Source organism: Bariatricus sp. SGI.161, from assembly GCF_050313695.1.
Lineage (GTDB): Bacteria > Bacillota > Clostridia > Lachnospirales > Lachnospiraceae > JAFBIX01.
In genome coordinates, this window is record NZ_JBNPLX010000017.1 from 65229 (window position 1) to 82796 (window position 17568).

12 protein-coding genes are annotated in these 17568 nt (G+C 44.6%); 11 read left to right on the forward strand and 1 reads right to left on the reverse strand.

Annotated elements, in window-relative coordinates:
- The first annotated feature begins 40 nt into the window (after positions 1-40).
- From ACQRBH_RS11080 to ACQRBH_RS11105, 6 genes are all read left to right on the forward strand, one after another.
- Positions 41-5431, forward strand: a complete 5391-nt coding sequence (locus ACQRBH_RS11080) for a sialidase family protein (RefSeq protein WP_427761736.1) — start codon at positions 41-43, stop codon at positions 5429-5431.
- A gap of 244 nt (positions 5432-5675) precedes the next feature.
- Positions 5676-6473 (forward strand): hypothetical protein, encoded by a 798-nt coding sequence (locus ACQRBH_RS11085; RefSeq protein WP_427761738.1) that lies wholly within the window; start codon positions 5676-5678, stop codon positions 6471-6473.
- Positions 6474-6510: 37 nt separating this feature from the next.
- Positions 6511-8007 carry an AAA family ATPase gene (locus ACQRBH_RS11090; protein WP_427761739.1) on the forward strand — a complete coding sequence of 499 codons (1497 nt, stop codon included), beginning with the start codon at positions 6511-6513 and terminating at the stop codon, positions 8005-8007.
- Positions 8008-8010: 3 nt separating this feature from the next.
- A complete protein-coding gene (locus ACQRBH_RS11095; RefSeq protein WP_427761741.1) occupies positions 8011-9390 on the forward strand; it encodes a polysaccharide biosynthesis tyrosine autokinase in 1380 nt (459 codons plus the stop codon).
- A 25-nt stretch (positions 9391-9415) separates the two neighbouring features.
- Positions 9416-10318, forward strand: a complete 903-nt coding sequence (locus tag ACQRBH_RS11100) for a hypothetical protein (RefSeq protein ID WP_427761742.1) — start codon at positions 9416-9418, stop codon at positions 10316-10318.
- Positions 10319-10335: 17 nt separating this feature from the next.
- Positions 10336-11604 carry a nucleotidyltransferase domain-containing protein gene (locus ACQRBH_RS11105; protein ID WP_427761743.1) on the forward strand — a complete coding sequence of 423 codons (1269 nt, stop codon included), beginning with the start codon at positions 10336-10338 and terminating at the stop codon, positions 11602-11604.
- A gap of 51 nt (positions 11605-11655) precedes the next feature.
- Here the strand turns inward: ACQRBH_RS11105 and ACQRBH_RS11110 are convergent, their stop codons facing one another.
- On the reverse strand, positions 11656-12375 hold the full coding sequence (locus ACQRBH_RS11110) for a LytR/AlgR family response regulator transcription factor (protein ID WP_427761745.1): 720 nt from the start codon (positions 12373-12375) through the stop codon (positions 11656-11658).
- A 307-nt stretch (positions 12376-12682) separates the two neighbouring features.
- Here ACQRBH_RS11110 and ACQRBH_RS11115 point away from each other — a divergent pair, with 307 nt between their 5' ends.
- The 5 genes from ACQRBH_RS11115 (at position 12683) to ACQRBH_RS11135 (ending at position 17456) form a co-directional block, all read left to right on the forward strand.
- Positions 12683-13138, forward strand: a complete 456-nt coding sequence (locus ACQRBH_RS11115; RefSeq protein ID WP_427761746.1) for a S24/S26 family peptidase — start codon at positions 12683-12685, stop codon at positions 13136-13138.
- A 176-nt stretch (positions 13139-13314) separates the two neighbouring features.
- On the forward strand, positions 13315-13635 hold the full coding sequence (locus tag ACQRBH_RS11120; RefSeq protein ID WP_347378647.1) for a PqqD family protein: 321 nt from the start codon (positions 13315-13317) through the stop codon (positions 13633-13635).
- Positions 13636-13653: 18 nt separating this feature from the next.
- Positions 13654-14043 carry a hypothetical protein gene (locus tag ACQRBH_RS11125; protein WP_427761747.1) on the forward strand — a complete coding sequence of 130 codons (390 nt, stop codon included), beginning with the start codon at positions 13654-13656 and terminating at the stop codon, positions 14041-14043.
- Positions 14044-14423: 380 nt separating this feature from the next.
- Positions 14424-15596 (forward strand): radical SAM/SPASM domain-containing protein, encoded by a 1173-nt coding sequence (locus ACQRBH_RS11130; protein WP_427761749.1) that lies wholly within the window; start codon positions 14424-14426, stop codon positions 15594-15596.
- 63 nt (positions 15597-15659) lie between these two features.
- Positions 15660-17456: an ABC transporter ATP-binding protein gene (locus ACQRBH_RS11135; RefSeq protein WP_427761751.1), complete on the forward strand. Its 1797-nt coding sequence runs from the start codon at positions 15660-15662 to the stop codon at positions 17454-17456.
- The last annotated feature ends 112 nt before the right edge of the window (positions 17457-17568 follow it).

Genomic DNA, 17568 nt, shown 5'->3' on the forward strand with positions numbered 1-17568 from the left:
CTTTTATATAGATTTCAATATTTATAGGAGGTAAATTAAGATGAAACACATGAAAAAAGTTCTCTCAATGTTATTGATTATGTGTATGATTCTCGGGATGATACCGATGAGTGCATCTGCGACCGGAGATGATGCAAATGATGATTCATCACAGGTGGCGAAAACATCACTCACAATGGGTACAAAACCTGCAAATGGAACTACAGAAGGAAATCCTTTTGTTCAGGGAACTGCAGGAAGCAACAGCTTCCGTATTCCGGCTATGGTAACATTGAATGATGGAACCATCGTAGCTGCAGCTGATGCTCGTTGGAATACAACCTATGATGGTGGTGGCCTGGATACAATTGTATCTTATTCAAAGGATAATGGTGCAAACTGGAATTATACATTTGCCAATTATCTGGGTGATAATGGGAATGAATATAATGGTTCCGATTCCACAGCATTTATCGATCCGGCTCTGGCAACAGATGGAAGCACAGTTTATATGTTGGTCGATCTGTATCCATACGGAGTAGCACTGAATGGATCGGGAAATACAGCACCTTCCACAGAAGTAGGATTTAATAGTGACGGTACACTTAAGCTGGCAGCAAACGGATCCAGTACATATAATTATTATCTGAAAGATGGACAGATCTATGACAGTAGCAATAATGTTGTGAGTGGCTATACAGTTGATGCATATTTTAACATTACAGGAAATGGATATGATACGAATCTGTTTTTCTCTGATTCACCATATCAAGTGGTTCGTACCGGGTATCTGTATCTGACAAAATCTACAGATGGTGGTAAGACATGGTCAGAACCGACCTTGATTCCGAATGTGAAGACAAGTAGTGAGCAGGTATGCTTGGTAGGACCGGGACGTGGTCTGGTGACTGGCGGTAAAATAATCTTCCCAGTTTACAGTTATAATAACGGAACACAGTATACAAGTTTTATATACTCTGAAGATAGTGGAGTGACGTGGAAAAGATCTTTGAATGCTACGTCAAGTATGTGGAGTTCTGAAGCAGCTGTTGTGGAACTGAAGGATGGTACCCTTAGATTCTTCTACCGTAATGGACAGAGCAAACTATATTATGTGGATTATAATACTTCGACTTCAAGCTGGGGAACTCCTGTGGATTCAGGTATTGCAACAAATTCCAATACACAGATATCTGCCATTAAGTATTCAAAGACGGTTGGAGGTAAAGAAGTAATATTAGTATCTTGCCCGACCGGCCGGGATAGCAGTGGATCGGCAAACAGCAGTGCAAGTGAACGTTTAAATGGAAAGATCTTTGTGGGTTATGTAAATAGTGATAATACTATGAGCTGGCAGAGTGACAAAGCGGTTTCTGTTACATCTAATAACAGTCAGTTTATGTATTCCTGCCTGACAGAGTTATCAGATGGTAAAGTTGCGATTTTGTATGAAAATCAGGAAAGTAAATGGGGAACCGGTGATAATTGCTATTATACCATGAATTTTCAGACGTATGATCTGGGGTTAACTGTTGATTCTGGGAATACGGGAACGGAGAATGGTTCAACGATAACAGATGGAACAACCCAAACAGTGGTTACGGCTCCAAGTGATATAGATTTGACTAGTATCAAAGTGAAAACAGCTACGGTGGATGGAATTACAGGTAAGGATTACGTAGCTTATGATATCACATTGAATGATGGTGCATATACAGGTTCTGCAGATGTATCTATTGCATTGCCTGACAAAATGATAAACCTTAGTGAGAGCCAACTGACAGGTTTCACAGTTGAAACAGACGGTAGTTTGACATTTAAGAAGGGGACGTTAAAGGACGGGGTCTATACCTTCACTGCACCACATTTCTCAGTACAGGGTGTATTGAGTCTGGCGGATATAACAGACACGCAAGATGTCGAGTTGTCTGTTGGTGAAAGCAAGGAGTTTACGGATAATAGTGGAAATTATTCAAGCAATTATACTAATCCTGATGCAACAATTGCAACTATGAAAGTGGAAGGAAAAGATGGTCAGAAAGGCGGAGTGAAATATACGGAAGCCAGTGTTACCTGTAACACTTTGATTAGCCGTGATAAAAGTAATTGGTCTTCTGTGAGTGGATATTATTATACTCCAGATGGCGTTAATTATTATCCGGTATATGCCAAGAGAAGTTCTAGCTGGCGTTGGAGCAGTTTGGCCTATACCTATACATACGATTGGGGATATTCAACAACGAGTTCATCCAGTAATGTAACGCCGATTGATACACAGTCAACAACAGATACTTCCACAACACCGAATATTACGGTTTATACGTCTTCAACAACACCTGCAGTTGATCCTTCTACTATTATTACTTTTAAAGGTGTTGCTACCGGTGAGACGACAGCTATTGTTGGTAAGACTCAGTATAATATTATAGTCAAACGAAAGACAGAGACTGTGTCAATATCTGTTGGCGGAACTGCCACTTATGCAGACAGTACAGCAGATTCTGGCATAACCAATTCTGATTCGACAGTTGTAAAGACAGAGTATGCAAATGAAAAGGTTACATTTACAGGTTTGAAAGATGGCAAAGCTACTGTTACAACCGCAGGTGTTGTATACAACGTGACTGTAAATGATGGGACGTCTATTTCTATTAAAGAAAATGAAACCACAACCCTTTCAGTTAATCTGGAAAATGGGCAGACGGTTACATGGTCTAGTTCGGACAACAATTATGTAGGTGTGGCTGGCAAGTACGATACTTCTGCGGGAGCTTATACCAATGAAGCAATCCTTGCGGGACAGAAGGTTACAGAAAGTCCGGTAACAGTTATTGGTACGATTAAAGATGCTGATGGAAATGTTGTCAGAACTGTGAAATGGTTAGTAACCGTTACAGAAGGAGACGCAGATACCAATACAAGTTCTAAAGGGATTTACTTTAATATTGATACAATTGAAAATTGTACTGTTTATTATTCAATCAATGGTGGTGAGCTAATTCCGGTTAATGGAACAGGTGTCACAACCGGTAATTGGACAGAAAATGGTACGTTTAATGGTCATTTTAATATTATGTTCTTTGCAGCTCCTGATGAAGGTTATGCATTGACATATATGAGTATCTCGGGTTCTGCGGATCAGTATTATACACTTTCCAATGGTAATCCAGATGGTACAGGCAGCGATGCATGGCCGTTTAAAGATGCCAATGCCAGCACAATACCTTCCGGTTCTAATGATTCTGCATGGAAGACGGTAAATGGTTCTCTGCATGGTTTCCGTTGGGCTTTGCTGGAAGGCAATATGACCATCGACCAGATGAAGGTTATGTTCTCCAATGCGATTGCTTTGGGATGTGACGGAGCAACAACGATTACAAAGAACTCAACTGATGGAATGGGAAGTGCAAGTTCACCGACGGTATGTAAATTTGTAGCACAGAAATTACCTACTGTTGAAAAAACCATTAAGTCCATCACTCATAACGGAACAGAAACGACATATACGGATGGCATGAAGGTTGAGATTGGTGATACGATCAATTACAGTGTAGTTGTTACCCGGTATGCAACCAATGCTACTTATGGTACCATTACCTATGATAATGAAAAGCTGACAGATGAGTTGACCAATAATCAAGGTATCAGTAATCCGGATATGGGTACATCAACGACGACTGATAAGACCTATACATACCAAACACTTTTGAAATTAACAATGGATAATTATGCAGATGTTGTAAAAGACGGAAAAATCACCAATACAGTAGATTTCTCGTACAGCTATAGCTCTGAATATAGTGCTGGTAGCTTGACGTCAGAGGCTTCTGCAATTGCGGATATTACTGTTAGCATACCGGAATATGTGATTGACTTCGGTCTTCCGGTAAGTATTGATCTGAGTAGTAAATTGGGTAGCGCTGAAATTTTATCCGGTACCGCAAAATATGGTGAGATTACAGCAAATGGAACTTCCTTTACCTATACACCAAATACAACGTTAAAGGACAACGATCATGTAACTTTGACATTAAAAAATGGAAAGAGTTACGGAGTTCGTATCATACCGGCTACTACCGTATATTATGAAGAAAATCTTGCTAACCTGAATGGTTTTAGTTTAAATGGTGAAGCGAAAAATGCAACACAGGCAACACAAATTGCAGGAAGTAGTAGTGATGAGTATGGATTTGATAGTTCTTATGCTGATGATGTGGCAGGTGCCTCTAATGGAACTTGTGCAATAAGTGTAAAAAAGGCTGATACTGCACAGTTTGATTTCGCAGGTACAGGTGTAGATATCTATGTAAATAGTAAAGAGGCTACAGGAAATATAGCAATTCAGGTAAAAGAAACTTCAACGAATAAGCTGGTGAAAGTTGCTACAGTTCAAACTACATCAAACAGTACAATTGCTGAAAAATTTAGTAATTCGGATGAAGCTAACTTGATTGCAGCTTCTATTACAGGACTGACTTATGGCGATTATACGGTGAAGATTACGAATATCAGCGCAGATGGTACAGAAGTGATTTTTGATGGTTTCCGTGTATATGGAACTCTTAAGGATCAGAAAAACAGTGTATACGTGGCAGACTTGGAAGATGATCCATCTTATATTGAACTGAGAGACTATGTTCTTACAGGATTAAGTGTTGATAACTCAAAGTCTTCAGCGGAGGTATATGCACAGATTCGGGAGAAAACCACAGGTGAATTAACGAGTGTTGTTTTAACTAAAAATAATGCGTACGATGGAGAAGCGTTGTTGGAAAATGGACCAAAGAATGAATTGTTCCTGTTGCCGGGAGAATCAGTGGCATTTTCTATTAATACAAAACGTGAGGTTCAGATTGGATTGAAGGCGCCTGTTGCTGCTACTTCATATCAAATTAAAGAAGGAGCTGAAAAGACTATATCTACAAGCACAGATATGTTCTATACAATAGCACCTAAACAACAGAATGAAGAAAAGCAGACTTTTACAATTGAAAATACCGGAGAAAGTCTATTGTCTGTAACTAAGATAAAGGTTTGCGATGACCCGAATGCAACTTTGAGTGAATTGACAGAAGCGGACATTGAAACAGCCTTGAATTATCTGAATGAAGAAGATACTCCGGCTGAGCCAGAAGTAACTTATGCAGATGCAACCCTGAACATTACTGTGAATGACCAGTCTACAGTTTTAACAAAGAACGGTGTTGTAGGCGAAAATGCAGTATTTACGGCAGCTGAGGTTGAAGAAGCGGTGAATGCATTAGTTGCTGACGGATATGAGCTTACAGATGCAACATATTCTGATGTGGAAGTGGCTTATGGCGAAAGTGATTCGTTGAGCTTCACAGCTACGGAAAAACCTTCAGAATCAGAGGAAGGAAACAATAACAATATTATTAGCATCATTAATAAGATATGGAATGCTATTAAAAACATCTTTAGTAAAAGATAATAGTAAGTGAAGGAGGCCTCTTTCTGTACGTGGGGAACGAACTACGTGCAGAAAGAGGCTTTCATATTTCCTGCTTCCTGTAACGGAACGCATTCAAAAAGGCTGAAAAGACAAGTTTTTCATTTTTTCGGTCTTTTTTCTTTTTATCTTTTTTGTTATAGTATAAAGGGTTATTATGCAGATACTATGTAGAATCGGACTTTCGCATTTGAGAGGAAAGTCTTATATAAAGAGGTGCATTCAGATGAAGAAGTTAAAGATATTCAGTGTGCTGCTGCTTCTGGTATCCATAGGAGCGTTCGTTGCGTTTCAGGGATATCGCAAGGTGGTGCAGGATAATAAGCCTCCGGTGGTTACCTGTGATAGTGAGGAGTTGAAGGTGTCGGTTGAGGCTGAGGAGGAAGATCTGCTGAAAGGCGTGACGGCGAAGGATAATCGTTCGGGAGATGTGACGGATTCGATTGTGATCGAGAGTCTGTCTGCGTTTACGGAGGAGGGAACCCGGATCATTACGTATGCAGCGGTGGATAAAAGCATGAATGTTGGAAGATGTGAGCGTACGCTGGTATATGAGGATTATGAGCCGCCGGTATTTCACATGACCGGGTCGCTGTGTTATTCGGCGGGTGAGAGCATCGATATCCTGTCCTGTATTACGGCAGACAGTGTGCTGGATGGTGATCTGACTTCGAATATTAAGTATTCATTGGAAAAAACGGTCAACACGATGGCGGCAGGGGAGTATCCTGTGGAGTTTCGCGTGATGGACAGCGGTGGTAACACGGTGTATCTGAAGACACAGATCAGTATATCGGAGAAGAATTATTCGGGAATCCACGTGAGTCTGAGTGATTATCTGATCTATCTGTCTGTCGGAGATGGATTTGATCCGGCTGCTTATTATGCCGGGGCTGACAGAGAGGGGACGCTTACCATTCAATCCAACGTAAATACTGCAGAAGCAGGCACGTATTATGCAGACTATATTGTTAATGCTGCAACAACCAACGGAAAGAGCAGGTTGGTTGTAGTCGTGCAGTAGGGACCTGCAGGTATTCTTGAAAGAAAGGTCAAAAGACATGGAGAAGGAAACACAGAAAAAGCAGATGGAGACGATCTACAATATTGTCTGGGACGTGGTGAGAAACTGGTGGGTGATCCTGTTCATAGGGATATCGGCCGCACTGCTTAGCTATGTTGCATCTGCGATTACATATCATCCGACATACACATCCAGTACGACGTTTGTAGTGTCGGCAAGAGGAACAAGTACCGGTGCGTATGCCAACGAAAGTCAGACAAAGAAGCTTACGGATACATTTCAGTCGGTATTGGACAGCCAGATTCTGAAGAAAAAAGTAGCAGAGTCTCTGGACATGGAGCGGTTTCCGGGTACGATCAAGATTGCGGTTGTGCCGGAGACGAATCTTCTGACGGTATCTGTGACCAGCGACTCTCCGGAGATCTCGTTCCGGCTGCTGAACAGTATGCTGGAGCATTATCCGGAAGTGTCTCAGAATGTATTGGGAGAAGTTGTGCTGGAGGTCTTTGAAGAACCGGACTTCCCTTCCGCGGCGGATGTGGCATTTCAGGGGAAAGCTGTGATGAAAAAAGGATTTCTCGCAGCAGTTTCGCTGATCATTCTTCTGTTGTCCGTACTGTCTTATCAGCGGGACAATGTAAAGAGTGAAGATGAAGTGGCTGATAAGCTGGATACGACGGTATTCGGAACGCTGAATCATGAGTCTTCCTATCGGAATCTGAAAGCACGTCTGAAGAGGCAGAAGAAGAATATACTGATTACCGAACCGGCAGTCAGCTTTGGATTTGTGGAAACGATCAAGAAGATGCGGACGAAGCTTTTATATAAGAGCAGTAAGGAACAGGGAAATGTGCTGTTGATCACCAGTGCGATGAAGAAGGAAGGAAAGACGACGGTAGCAGTGAACCTGGCGCTTGCCATGGCTCAGAGAGGGAAAAAGGTTCTGCTCATAGAAGGCGACCTGCGCAGAAGTGGGCTTGCAGATCTTCTGGGAGTGGATGTGCCGGACGGAGCCGGACTGGGAGAACATCCCGGTGGAAATATTGAAGATCTGGTATTTCAGATGAAGGATAAAAGCCTGTATCTTCTGGTTAACAATGTGCCGCATGCCAGGTCGACTGAATTTCTTGGTTCCAGGCGATTTGAGGCATTTCTGGATGCCATGCGAGGAAAGATGGACTTTGTAATCATTGACGGGCCTTCGGCAAAGGGAAGAGCCGATGCAGAAGTTCTTGCCAGAAAGGCGGATTTTTCACTGCTGGTTGTAAAGCAGAATTATACGAAGGTTCCTTATATTAATGATACGATTGATATGCTGGATCGTTATGGAAAGGGTCTTCTTGGCTGTGTATTCAATGATGTACTGGTAAGCGGAGCGATCATCAGTTCCGGATATGGTTACGGCTACGGTTACGGCTATGGTTATGGAAGGTATCATTACGGAAAGTATTATGGTTACGGCAAATACCAGTCTTACTATGACCGCAGACAGGATGAGCAGGAAACAGTTGCAGAGAAGAAAGAGGAGAGCTGATAGATGGGTGTTCAGGAAAATGAAAAAAGCCAGGAACCGGAGCTGATCGACATTACAGAGATGTTGTCGGATTATTTTCGTATCTTTCGCAGAATGTGGGCGTGGGTTCTGATTCTGACGCTGCTTGGAACCGGTATTTTTTATATTCGCGCCAGGGTGCAGTATCAGCCGCGCTATACGGCATCCGCGACGTTTACGGTGAATATACAGAGAGACCAACAGGGAGTTGGCGAATCCGGAACGGTGGCATTTTACAATAATTCGGCTGCGGAGCAGATGGCCAAGACATTTCCCTATATTCTGACCAGTGGTGTTCTGAAGCGTAAAGTTGCGAAGGATATGGGAACCGGCAGTGTGACGGGAAATATTCAGGCGGATGTTGCCGAGAATACGAATCTGCTGACGATCTCTGTTACTGACCGGGATGCGGGACGTGCATATGCGATTCTGCAGTCTGTGATTAAAAATTATCCGGAGATATCGGAAGTGATTGTTGGCAAGACTAATATGGAGATGCTGGATGAGACAGGAATCCCGCCGGAGCCGGATAATCCGAAGGAATTTAAGAAAAGTGCTCTGAAAGGCGGCTTATTCGGATTTCTGATCGCGGCTCTCTGGACGGCACTTCTGGTGGTGACCCGAAGAACTGTCCGAAAGGAATCGGACATTCACAGATGGATGCATACCAGATGCATGGGAACGGTCCCGGAGATACATGAAAAGAGACGATCCGGAACTTCTCAGACGAGGATGGTTCTGACGGATCCGAAAGTGGAAGAAAAGCTTCAGGAATCATTTCGTATGATCCGTAATAAAGTGGAATATCATGCACATGAGTACCATTTGAAGACATTTTTGATCACCAGTGCGCTTGCCGGAGAAGGTAAGAGTACGATTGCTGTTAATCTTGCACTTTCCCTTGCCCAGGCGGGAAAGAAAGTGGTTCTGATCGACTGTGACCTGAGACATCCGACGGATCGTAAGATTCTGAATCTGGATCCGGGGGAAGGTCTCGGGGAAGTGCTTGAGCATAAGAAAAAACTGGCGGAATGTATCATTAAGAGTAAGGATATGGGACTTGACCCGGAGATGCGTCTGATGTTCCTTCCGGGCGGAACATCTCTCAGGGATGGCTCAGAACTTCTTGGAACGGAGTTCATGCACCGAATCATATCCAGAATGGAAGAGTGGGCAGATTATGTGATTCTGGACAGTGCTCCGGCAGGACTTCTGACAGATGCTGTTGTGCTTGCGCAGTACGCGGACGCTGCGGTGTTCGTGGTGAGAAAAGATTTTGCCAGAGTGGATCACATCATGGATGGCATGGAACATCTGGCGGAAAGCCAGGTGCAGATTATCGGCGGAATTCTGAATGGTGTATAGACCGGAAGCGGTAAAGGAGAGACAGATGAGAAGTAACAGATATCTGATTGGCCGGATACAGATAGAATTAAATATGCCGGATGATATGTTAAGTCCCCAAAATCTGAAAAAGTTTTTGACGAATGAAAGAGAAACCGGGGCCGTCATCTACACGATGGAGTTTAGCGATGACATACAGAGCATTGAATCCATGCTGAGGGCCCGGAAGCTTGAAGGATCACGGGAAGTAAAACGTGACAACCTGCATGTATTTACAACAGAATGCGGAGAGTGCAGAGTCATTAATTTTCATGGGGCAAAGATGCCGTATGCGGTAACCTGTCAGAAGGATGAAGACCACGTACAGGTCTGGTTCGATCGCGGCACGGAGCATATGTTGATCTATGACACGGTTTTTCTCTCTGCTTTGAGTCTTGAAAAGCAGATGATCCGGGATGCGGGGCTGATTCTTCATTCCGCATATATGTGCCGGGAGGATCAGGCGATTCTGTTTTCGGCGCCGTCAGAGACGGGAAAATCCACACAGGCGGATCTGTGGGAGAAGTATCGGGGAACCCGGACTGTCAACGGAGACCGCTCGCTCCTTTTGCGAAAAGAAGAAGGCTGGTATGCCTGTGGATGGCCTGTCTGCGGCAGTTCTGAAATCTGTTACAATGAATCGTATCCGATCCGCGCGGTAGTGATGCTGAAGCAGGCGAAGGAGAACCTTGCTTATCGCATGAAGCCGGTGGAAGCGTTTCGGGAACTGATGGGACAGATTACGATCAATACCTGGGATATTCCATTTCAGATGAAGGTTATGGATCAGCTGGAGATTCTGCTTCGGGAAATACCGGTTTACCGTCTGGAATGCAATATCTCGGAGGATGCGGTGAAGTGCCTGGAACGGGCGATTTTACAGGATAAAACAGGAGAGAACATTATATAAGACGGGAGTAACAAAGAATGAGCGAGCAATATAGATTGACCAAAGTGCAGACGGAGCTGCTTCATATTATGGAAGCATTTATGGAGGGAAAGACGGAATATGCGCTGCCGGATACGATAGATGGTAAAGCACTTGAGGAATTATACAGACTTTCGGCCGTGCATAAGATTGCTTCTATTGTATATGAGATGATCTGGAGAGCACCGCAGTTGTCCGGAGAAGAGTCTGTTCTTCTTGCGATGCGTTGGAAACAGATGGCGCTTCGCGATGTGATGATGCAGGTGCAGCGAACGGAAGGATTCCTCAGACTGTATCGAAGATTGTGTGATAATGGGCTGAAGCCGCTGGTTGTGAAAGGAATCGTATGCAGAAATCTATACGCCAAGCCGGATTATCGTGTGTCCGGGGATGAAGATGTACTTCTGCGTCCGGAAGAATTCGAGGCCTGTGACCGAATCATGCGGGAAGAAGGATTTCAGAGAAAAGAACTTCCTGCGGAAGGTCTTCCACACGAAGTACCTTATCTGAATTCGAAAAATGGCGTATATATCGAACTCCATCTGTCTCTGTTTCCGGAGGAATCCGGTGCTTACGGACACCTCAACCGGGAATTCGTGGGAGTGCATGACCGCTGTATCTGTGAAAAGATACAGGGGACGAAGGTGTGGACGCTTCATCCGACGGATCACCTGTATTATCTGATCTGTCACAGCTTTAAGCATTTTCTTCACAGTGGCTTTGGTATCCGCCAGGTGAGTGATATTATGATGCTGGCAAAACATTATGGCGAACAGATTGACTGGGCATACATTGCGGGACGTCTGAAAGAACTGCGGATGGACATGTTCTTTTGCGGACTTCTGCAGATTGGTGAGAGGTATCTTGGAATGTCCGGGAAAGAGATCGGCATCTCAGATGAGATCACATGGCCCGGGACAGACTGCAGTGCACTGCTTATGGATCTTCTGGACAGCGGAATCTTCGGGGACAGTTCTATGGAAAGAAAGCACAGTTCCAATATGACGCTGGCTGCTGTAAAGAAAGGAAAAAAAGACACGGTCGCTTCTCTGGGATCTTCCCTGTTCCCATCAATCTCGTATATGAAGAGGGGCTATCCGTGGTTAGAACGATATCCGTGGCTGCTCCCGACGGCGTGGATCATGCGCTGTATCCAGTATCTGAAGCGTGGGAAGCATGGCAGCAGATTGGGAAATGAAGAAGAAAACAGTGTTGAGATCGGGATGAACCGGGTGGAACTGCTTCGGCAATATCACATCATTGATTAAAAAAAGACAGCCGTATCGGTGATCACAGGATCACCGACACGGCTGTGCCCTTTACTTTTCGGCTGAATGAGTAATGAGATACTCGTTATAGATCTGTATAATAGAACTGCGTTTGCGCAGTGTCAGCGGGATTCGCTCGCCATTTACCAGGCGGATTTCCGAATCCAATACAGCTTCGATGTAATACATATTTACCAGATAACTTCTGTAACACCGGACAAAACATGTGCTGTTCAATGTCTGTTCGATGGAATTCAGGGCAAGGTTCGTCTCATAAGCCTGATTGGCGGTGTGGACGATACATTTCCTTCCGATACTCTCAATATATCGAATTTCCCGAACCGGTATATGGAATAAAAGCCGGTTGGAATAAATATTCAGAGTGTTCGTTGGTGGAAAGGCTGGAAGTATATAGCGGGTAAATATCTTTTCTAGCTGTTCTTTTGTGACAGGTTTTAAAATATAACCTTCAACTCCAAGATCATAACTTTCCAGACAATGGTCGGGGCTTATTGTCGTGAAAATAATGATCGGTTGTTTCCTGCGTGATTTCAACTGCCTGGCAGCTTCAAGGCCACTGGTGCCATTGAACAATATCCCGAGAAAGATGAGGGTGTAGTCTTTCTGAGAAGCCAGAAGTTCATCAGTGGTAGAAAAAATATCGATATCAAGCAGTGAATCGTCGAGCAGATACTTTTTCATGCAGGTATCTAAGAGTCCGATTAATTGTTTCACATCTGCTGAATGAGGATCGCAGACAGAAATAAACATGTAATCCCTCCTCCCTACAATATCGCTGTGAATTATAAATAATTCACAGGGCAGATATTTCTTTTAATATAACATAAATTCGAAAAACAGGCTATGAAACTGTCATAATACGACGTAAAATGGCATATATTTGCATGAAATAAAAGCGGTAAGTTGTGAAAAGTTCGAATTGTGTTAAAAACAAGTCAAACAAAGATGAAATAAGGAATAAGGGAAAAAAAGAGCAAAAAGAATAGATTGTGTATTCTTGCGGGACGGAAGCCCGGATGGTATGATAAAAACAGAAAATAAAAAGGAAATATAACATATGAAAGTCGTGAATACAAGAGAATACGTGTCCGTATTACGTGAATTAACAGAAGAGGGACAGGTGGTCAGTATGCAGATCGCAGGAAGCAGCATGTCACCGTTCCTGATACATAACAGAGACATAATCTGCTTTCGTAAGCCGGAGCCGGATCGCAGACTGAAAAAAGGAGACATGGTGTTTTACCAGAGGATCAGCGGTCAGTATGTGATGCATCGTATCTGCAGAGTAAGCTCGGAAGGATATTACATGATCGGAGACGCTCAGTGGGAGATGGAAGGTCCCATTTCCGAAGAACAGATATTTGCCCGGATTATCCGTGTAAAGAGAAAAGGGAAATGGATAGAACCCGGAGATTTCTGGTGGGAATTCTTCGAACATGTGTGGATCCGGCTGATTCCGTTCCGGAGAATGATCGTACGGATCTACGGGAAAATAAGACGAACCAGGGAATAATATCCCGGAAACTTCCGCAAAAGAGTAATACGGTGAAACAAAATACAGTAAAATGTTATAAAAAATACGGAAAAATAAGAGAAGAGAATTGACATTGCTATCCGATGTGAGTAAAATATATTTGAACTATAATGTAGATTCTTATATAATACCATTTGTACAGGGGAGATAAATATATGATGGAACAACGTTTTGTGGCTAGAAAAGGCTTCCTTGTCCGGGAAATTGCTGGCGAGTTCATGTTGGTTCCTGTAGATACCGGAGGGGTTTACCAGGAAAAAACGGGAGAAGAACTTCCGGAATTCAATGGAGTGATACAATTGGATGAAGTCGGTGCATTTCTTTGGAACGAGCTGGAAAGCCCGAAGACAATCCAGGCACTGGTGGATGCAGTAGCTGAAGAATTCGATACAGAAGGACAGGATATCACTGAAGACATATGCGAGTTCCTAGATATAGGTATTAAGAGTCAGGTAATATTTATTCTAAAAGAATGATAAGGGAGGATGACAATCATGGCAAGAAGTTACAGAAAACCAATGATGAATGTTGAGAAGTTTGTTGCAAATGAGTATGTTGCAGCATGTGGAGACGAAAATAAAGTATACAAATTCGTATGCGATGCACCAGCTGGTTGGTTATATTATTACAGGAATGGAGATGGAAACATAGACGGACAGTATACTGGCACAGAAAAGGCAAAGCTTATAGGAAGATATCATCCATGCAGTGCAAAACATGAAGCAAGTGTTACCAACGATTTCTATGATGGGTTTGTAGATTATAACTGGAATGGAAAACAGGATTCCGGCGAAGGGGTCATCGTATGGAGAGGACCAAAGAACAATAATGGTCATGCGACAAAAAATCTTGACATGAGCAAATGGGAGACTGCAAAGTCATAAACAGAATTGTAAAATGAATAAAAAAGCTGTTGTAAAAGGTTTCTGCCTGAAGGCATCTGCCTGATTTACAACAGCTTCTTTTATATCATATGGAAGGTTTGGGCAATCCGTACTGTATGGTGATGGACGGGATGTGGTGGTATACGAGTGCCAGCAGAACTCATCCGTTCCGTGAGCAAACGTAAGGAAGGCTTTTGCAGTTTTTCGAGCAGAGCGATTGCTTTGGGAGCGTTGTCTGAGTGCGAGAGCACGAGTTCGCGGACAAAGCAATCAAAAGGCGGCGCAGAAAAACAAGAAACCGACGTGTTTGCGATGGGACGGATGAGTTCTGCGTCACTTGTACACCCCACCCATCCATCCCCACACCGTACGATGAACGTATGAAAGGAGTACACATGGACATTCTGGAAGACAGCACCTCAGTTGAGCGTGCTTTATTTGCACATGCTGAAAAGAATAAGATCCCCCTCTACGGCATCCTGGAGCTTCTTCCGCTCTGCAACATGAACTGTGACATGTGTTATGTCAGGATGAGCCGGGAGGAGATGGAAGCAAAGGGGCGGCTTCGTACTCTGGATGAGTGGCTTTCCATCGCGCGTCAGATGGTGAAAGCAGGTACGCTGTTCGTGTTGCTGACAGGCGGAGAGCCGCTCCTCTACCCGGAGTTTCGTACCCTGTATCAGGAACTTCGCCGACTGGGGATGATCGTGACGATCAATACAAATGGAACGCTCATAGATGAGGAGTGGGCGGATTTTTTCAGGAAAAACCGGCCCCGAAGAATCAATATCACACTGTATGGGGCAAGTGAAGAGACCTATCGTGATCTGTGCCATTTCCCGGAAGGATATGAAAGAACCATGCGTGGGATCCGACTTCTGAGGGAACGGGGCGTGGACGTGAAGATCAACGGAAGCCTTGCAAAGGGCAATATGAATGACCGGATGGAGATCATCGCACTGGGGGAAGAACTGGATGTTCCGGTGCGGATCGATACGTATATGTACCCGTCAGTGCGGGAAAGGAGCTGTCCGTATAACTTGCAGGCGCGGATGAGTCCGGAGGAGGCAGGACGGGCCAAAGTGGAGGCCTTAAGAAGAGAGATGGGCGAAGAGCTGTTTGCGAAGTACCGGGAGAAGACTCTGGAGCTTGCCGGACATACCCCGGAAGGGGATCCGGTTCCGGGGGAGATGACCTGCCGTGCCGGAAAGAGTTCGTATACCATTAACTGGCAGGGGGAGATGCGAGCCTGTGTCGTGCTGGATGAACCGAGTGTCCCGGTGGCAGAGACAGGATTCTCCAAAGCCTGGGAACAGGTAGTGCAGGGGACTTCGAGGATACGGACCAGTGCCGCGTGCAGTGCGTGTAAGCTTCGAAAGATATGCAATACCTGTGCGGCGAGTGCGAAAGCAGAGTGCGGGGCATATGATGCGGTGCCGGAATATCTGTGCCGGTATACCCGGGAAACGATACGGTGTCTGGAGTCGGTGGACGATACGGAATCGGTATCGTATACCCGGAATCAGTACCGGGAAGAAAGCACTTTGAAATAAATACACAAAAATGTGGCGGACATGTTATAATATGCATATTATTATGAGCATGAAGGGTTGTATATGGAAGAGCAGAAGCAGGACAATGGAAATGGAAGGAATCTGGGGTTTGAATCTCTGGATATCCTGATCGGAAGATGGAAAGACGGAACATTTTCGGAGATTATTGATGACTGGAAATGGATCTTTAGCTACAGTGCCAGATATAAGGGTGCCATTGCATTTTACGTGGTGCTTGGGATTCTGAGCACGTCGCTTGGGCTGGTAAGCAGCGTGGCGAGCAAGTATCTGATTGATATCATTACGGGGTATAAGATGGAGAAACTTCCGTTTCTGATCGCCATCATGGTAGGAAGTACGGTATTCAGTCTGGTCTTTGACAGTGTGATCAGCCGGATCTCAACCAGGCTCTCCATTGACATCAACAATGACATCCAGGCGGATATCTTTGATAAGATCGTGGACGCGGACTGGCTGGAAATCAATCAATACAGTAATGGAGATATATTGAACCGTTTCAATGGGGATATCAATACGGTCAGCGGCAATGCCATCAGCTGGCTTCCGTCGATTATTATTGCGGTCTATAATTTTATCGCGACTTTTTTTGTGATCATGCATTATGACTGGATCATGGCAGTGATCGCGCTGGGAAGTGCACCTTTTATGCTTCTGATGTCCCGTTTTATGATTAAGAAACAGCGGGATTACAGCAAAAAGGTCCGTGAGATGAGCAGTAATCTGATGACATTTGAGGTGGAGACATTTTACAACTTTGATACGATTAAGTCATTTGGAATTGCCCCACATTACAGTAAGAAGATGCGCTGGTGGCAGGGAAGGTTCAAGGACATCAGCCTGAAATATAATTTATTTACCATTAAGACGAATATTGTGCTGTCGATCATGGGAACGATGGTGCAGTTCCTGGCGTTCGGATACTGTCTGTTCCGGTTATGGACGCATGATATCACGTATGGAACGATGACATTGTTTTTGCAGCAGAGAAGTAAGCTCTCGAGCGCATTTAACAATGTGGTATCGATCATACCGTCATTTTTGAACAGTTCGGTGTCGGCGCACCGGATCCGGGAGCTGGTGGAACTTCCGAAGGAAGTGCACATTCCGGAGAGTTCCGAGCTGGATGAGCTTGCGGGGGACGGATTCGAGATCCGGATGAAGGATGTGGAGTTCTCTTATACAGAAGGGACGAGGGTCATCCATCAGTCACAGTTCCGGGCGTGTCCGGGAGAGATCGTGGCGCTGGTGGGACCATCCGGTGAAGGAAAGACTACGATGATCCGTCTGATCCTCGGACTGATTCGTCCGGAGGCGGGAAGTGCGCTGATTGTTGCTTCTGATGGAAAGGAAGTTGTGCTGAATGCAGAGACGCGGCATCTGTTTGCCTATGTCCCGCAGGGCAATACCATTTTATCCGGAACCATTGCAGAGAATATGCGGATGGTGAAGGAAGATGCAACGGATGAGGAGATCGTGGAGGCGTTGAAGATCGCCTGTGCGTGGGACTTTGTGGAGAAGATGCCGGATACGATCAACAGCAGGATCGGGGAACGCGGCCGGGGATTCTCGGAAGGACAGGCCCAGCGGATCGCCATTGCAAGGGCGGTGCTCCGGGATGCACCTGTTCTGCTTCTGGACGAGGCGACGTCTGCGCTGGATGTGACGACAGAACGGCAGGTGCTTCGCAATATTGTACAGCAGAAGCCGAATAAAACCTGTATTGTGACAACACACAGACCAAGTGTGCTGAACCTGTGTCAGAGGGTATATCGTGTTATGGAGACAAAAGTGACGGAACTGGATGAAGAGATGGCCAGCAGGATGGCAATGGATTTTTAACTGTCGGACAGGGAATGGAATCGCTGTATCTTTCTTTATGGATATGAACTGTAATGAGGGACACGGCGATTTTTGTGATAGCGGGTGCATTTTAGAATCTCCTGTGTTATAC

What these genes read in the sequence shown, in the direction of transcription:
- ACQRBH_RS11120 (WP_347378647.1), top strand. Translation starts at nt 13,315, where the DNA reads ATGATGGAACAACGTTTTGTGGCTAGAAAAGGCTTCCTTGTCCGGGAA.
- ACQRBH_RS11135 (WP_427761751.1), top strand. Translation starts at nt 15,660, where the DNA reads ATGGAAGAGCAGAAGCAGGACAATGGAAATGGAAGGAATCTGGGGTTT.
- ACQRBH_RS11125 (WP_427761747.1), top strand. Translation starts at nt 13,654, where the DNA reads ATGGCAAGAAGTTACAGAAAACCAATGATGAATGTTGAGAAGTTTGTT.
- ACQRBH_RS11095 (WP_427761741.1), top strand. Translation starts at nt 8,011, where the DNA reads ATGGGTGTTCAGGAAAATGAAAAAAGCCAGGAACCGGAGCTGATCGAC.
- ACQRBH_RS11130 (WP_427761749.1), top strand. Translation starts at nt 14,424, where the DNA reads ATGAAAGGAGTACACATGGACATTCTGGAAGACAGCACCTCAGTTGAG.
- ACQRBH_RS11115 (WP_427761746.1), top strand. Translation starts at nt 12,683, where the DNA reads ATGAAAGTCGTGAATACAAGAGAATACGTGTCCGTATTACGTGAATTA.
- ACQRBH_RS11085 (WP_427761738.1), top strand. Translation starts at nt 5,676, where the DNA reads ATGAAGAAGTTAAAGATATTCAGTGTGCTGCTGCTTCTGGTATCCATA.
- ACQRBH_RS11110 (WP_427761745.1), bottom strand. Translation starts at nt 12,375, where the DNA reads ATGTTTATTTCTGTCTGCGATCCTCATTCAGCAGATGTGAAACAATTA.
- ACQRBH_RS11105 (WP_427761743.1), top strand. Translation starts at nt 10,336, where the DNA reads ATGAGCGAGCAATATAGATTGACCAAAGTGCAGACGGAGCTGCTTCAT.
- ACQRBH_RS11080 (WP_427761736.1), top strand. Translation starts at nt 41, where the DNA reads ATGAAACACATGAAAAAAGTTCTCTCAATGTTATTGATTATGTGTATG.
- ACQRBH_RS11090 (WP_427761739.1), top strand. Translation starts at nt 6,511, where the DNA reads ATGGAGAAGGAAACACAGAAAAAGCAGATGGAGACGATCTACAATATT.
- ACQRBH_RS11100 (WP_427761742.1), top strand. Translation starts at nt 9,416, where the DNA reads ATGAGAAGTAACAGATATCTGATTGGCCGGATACAGATAGAATTAAAT.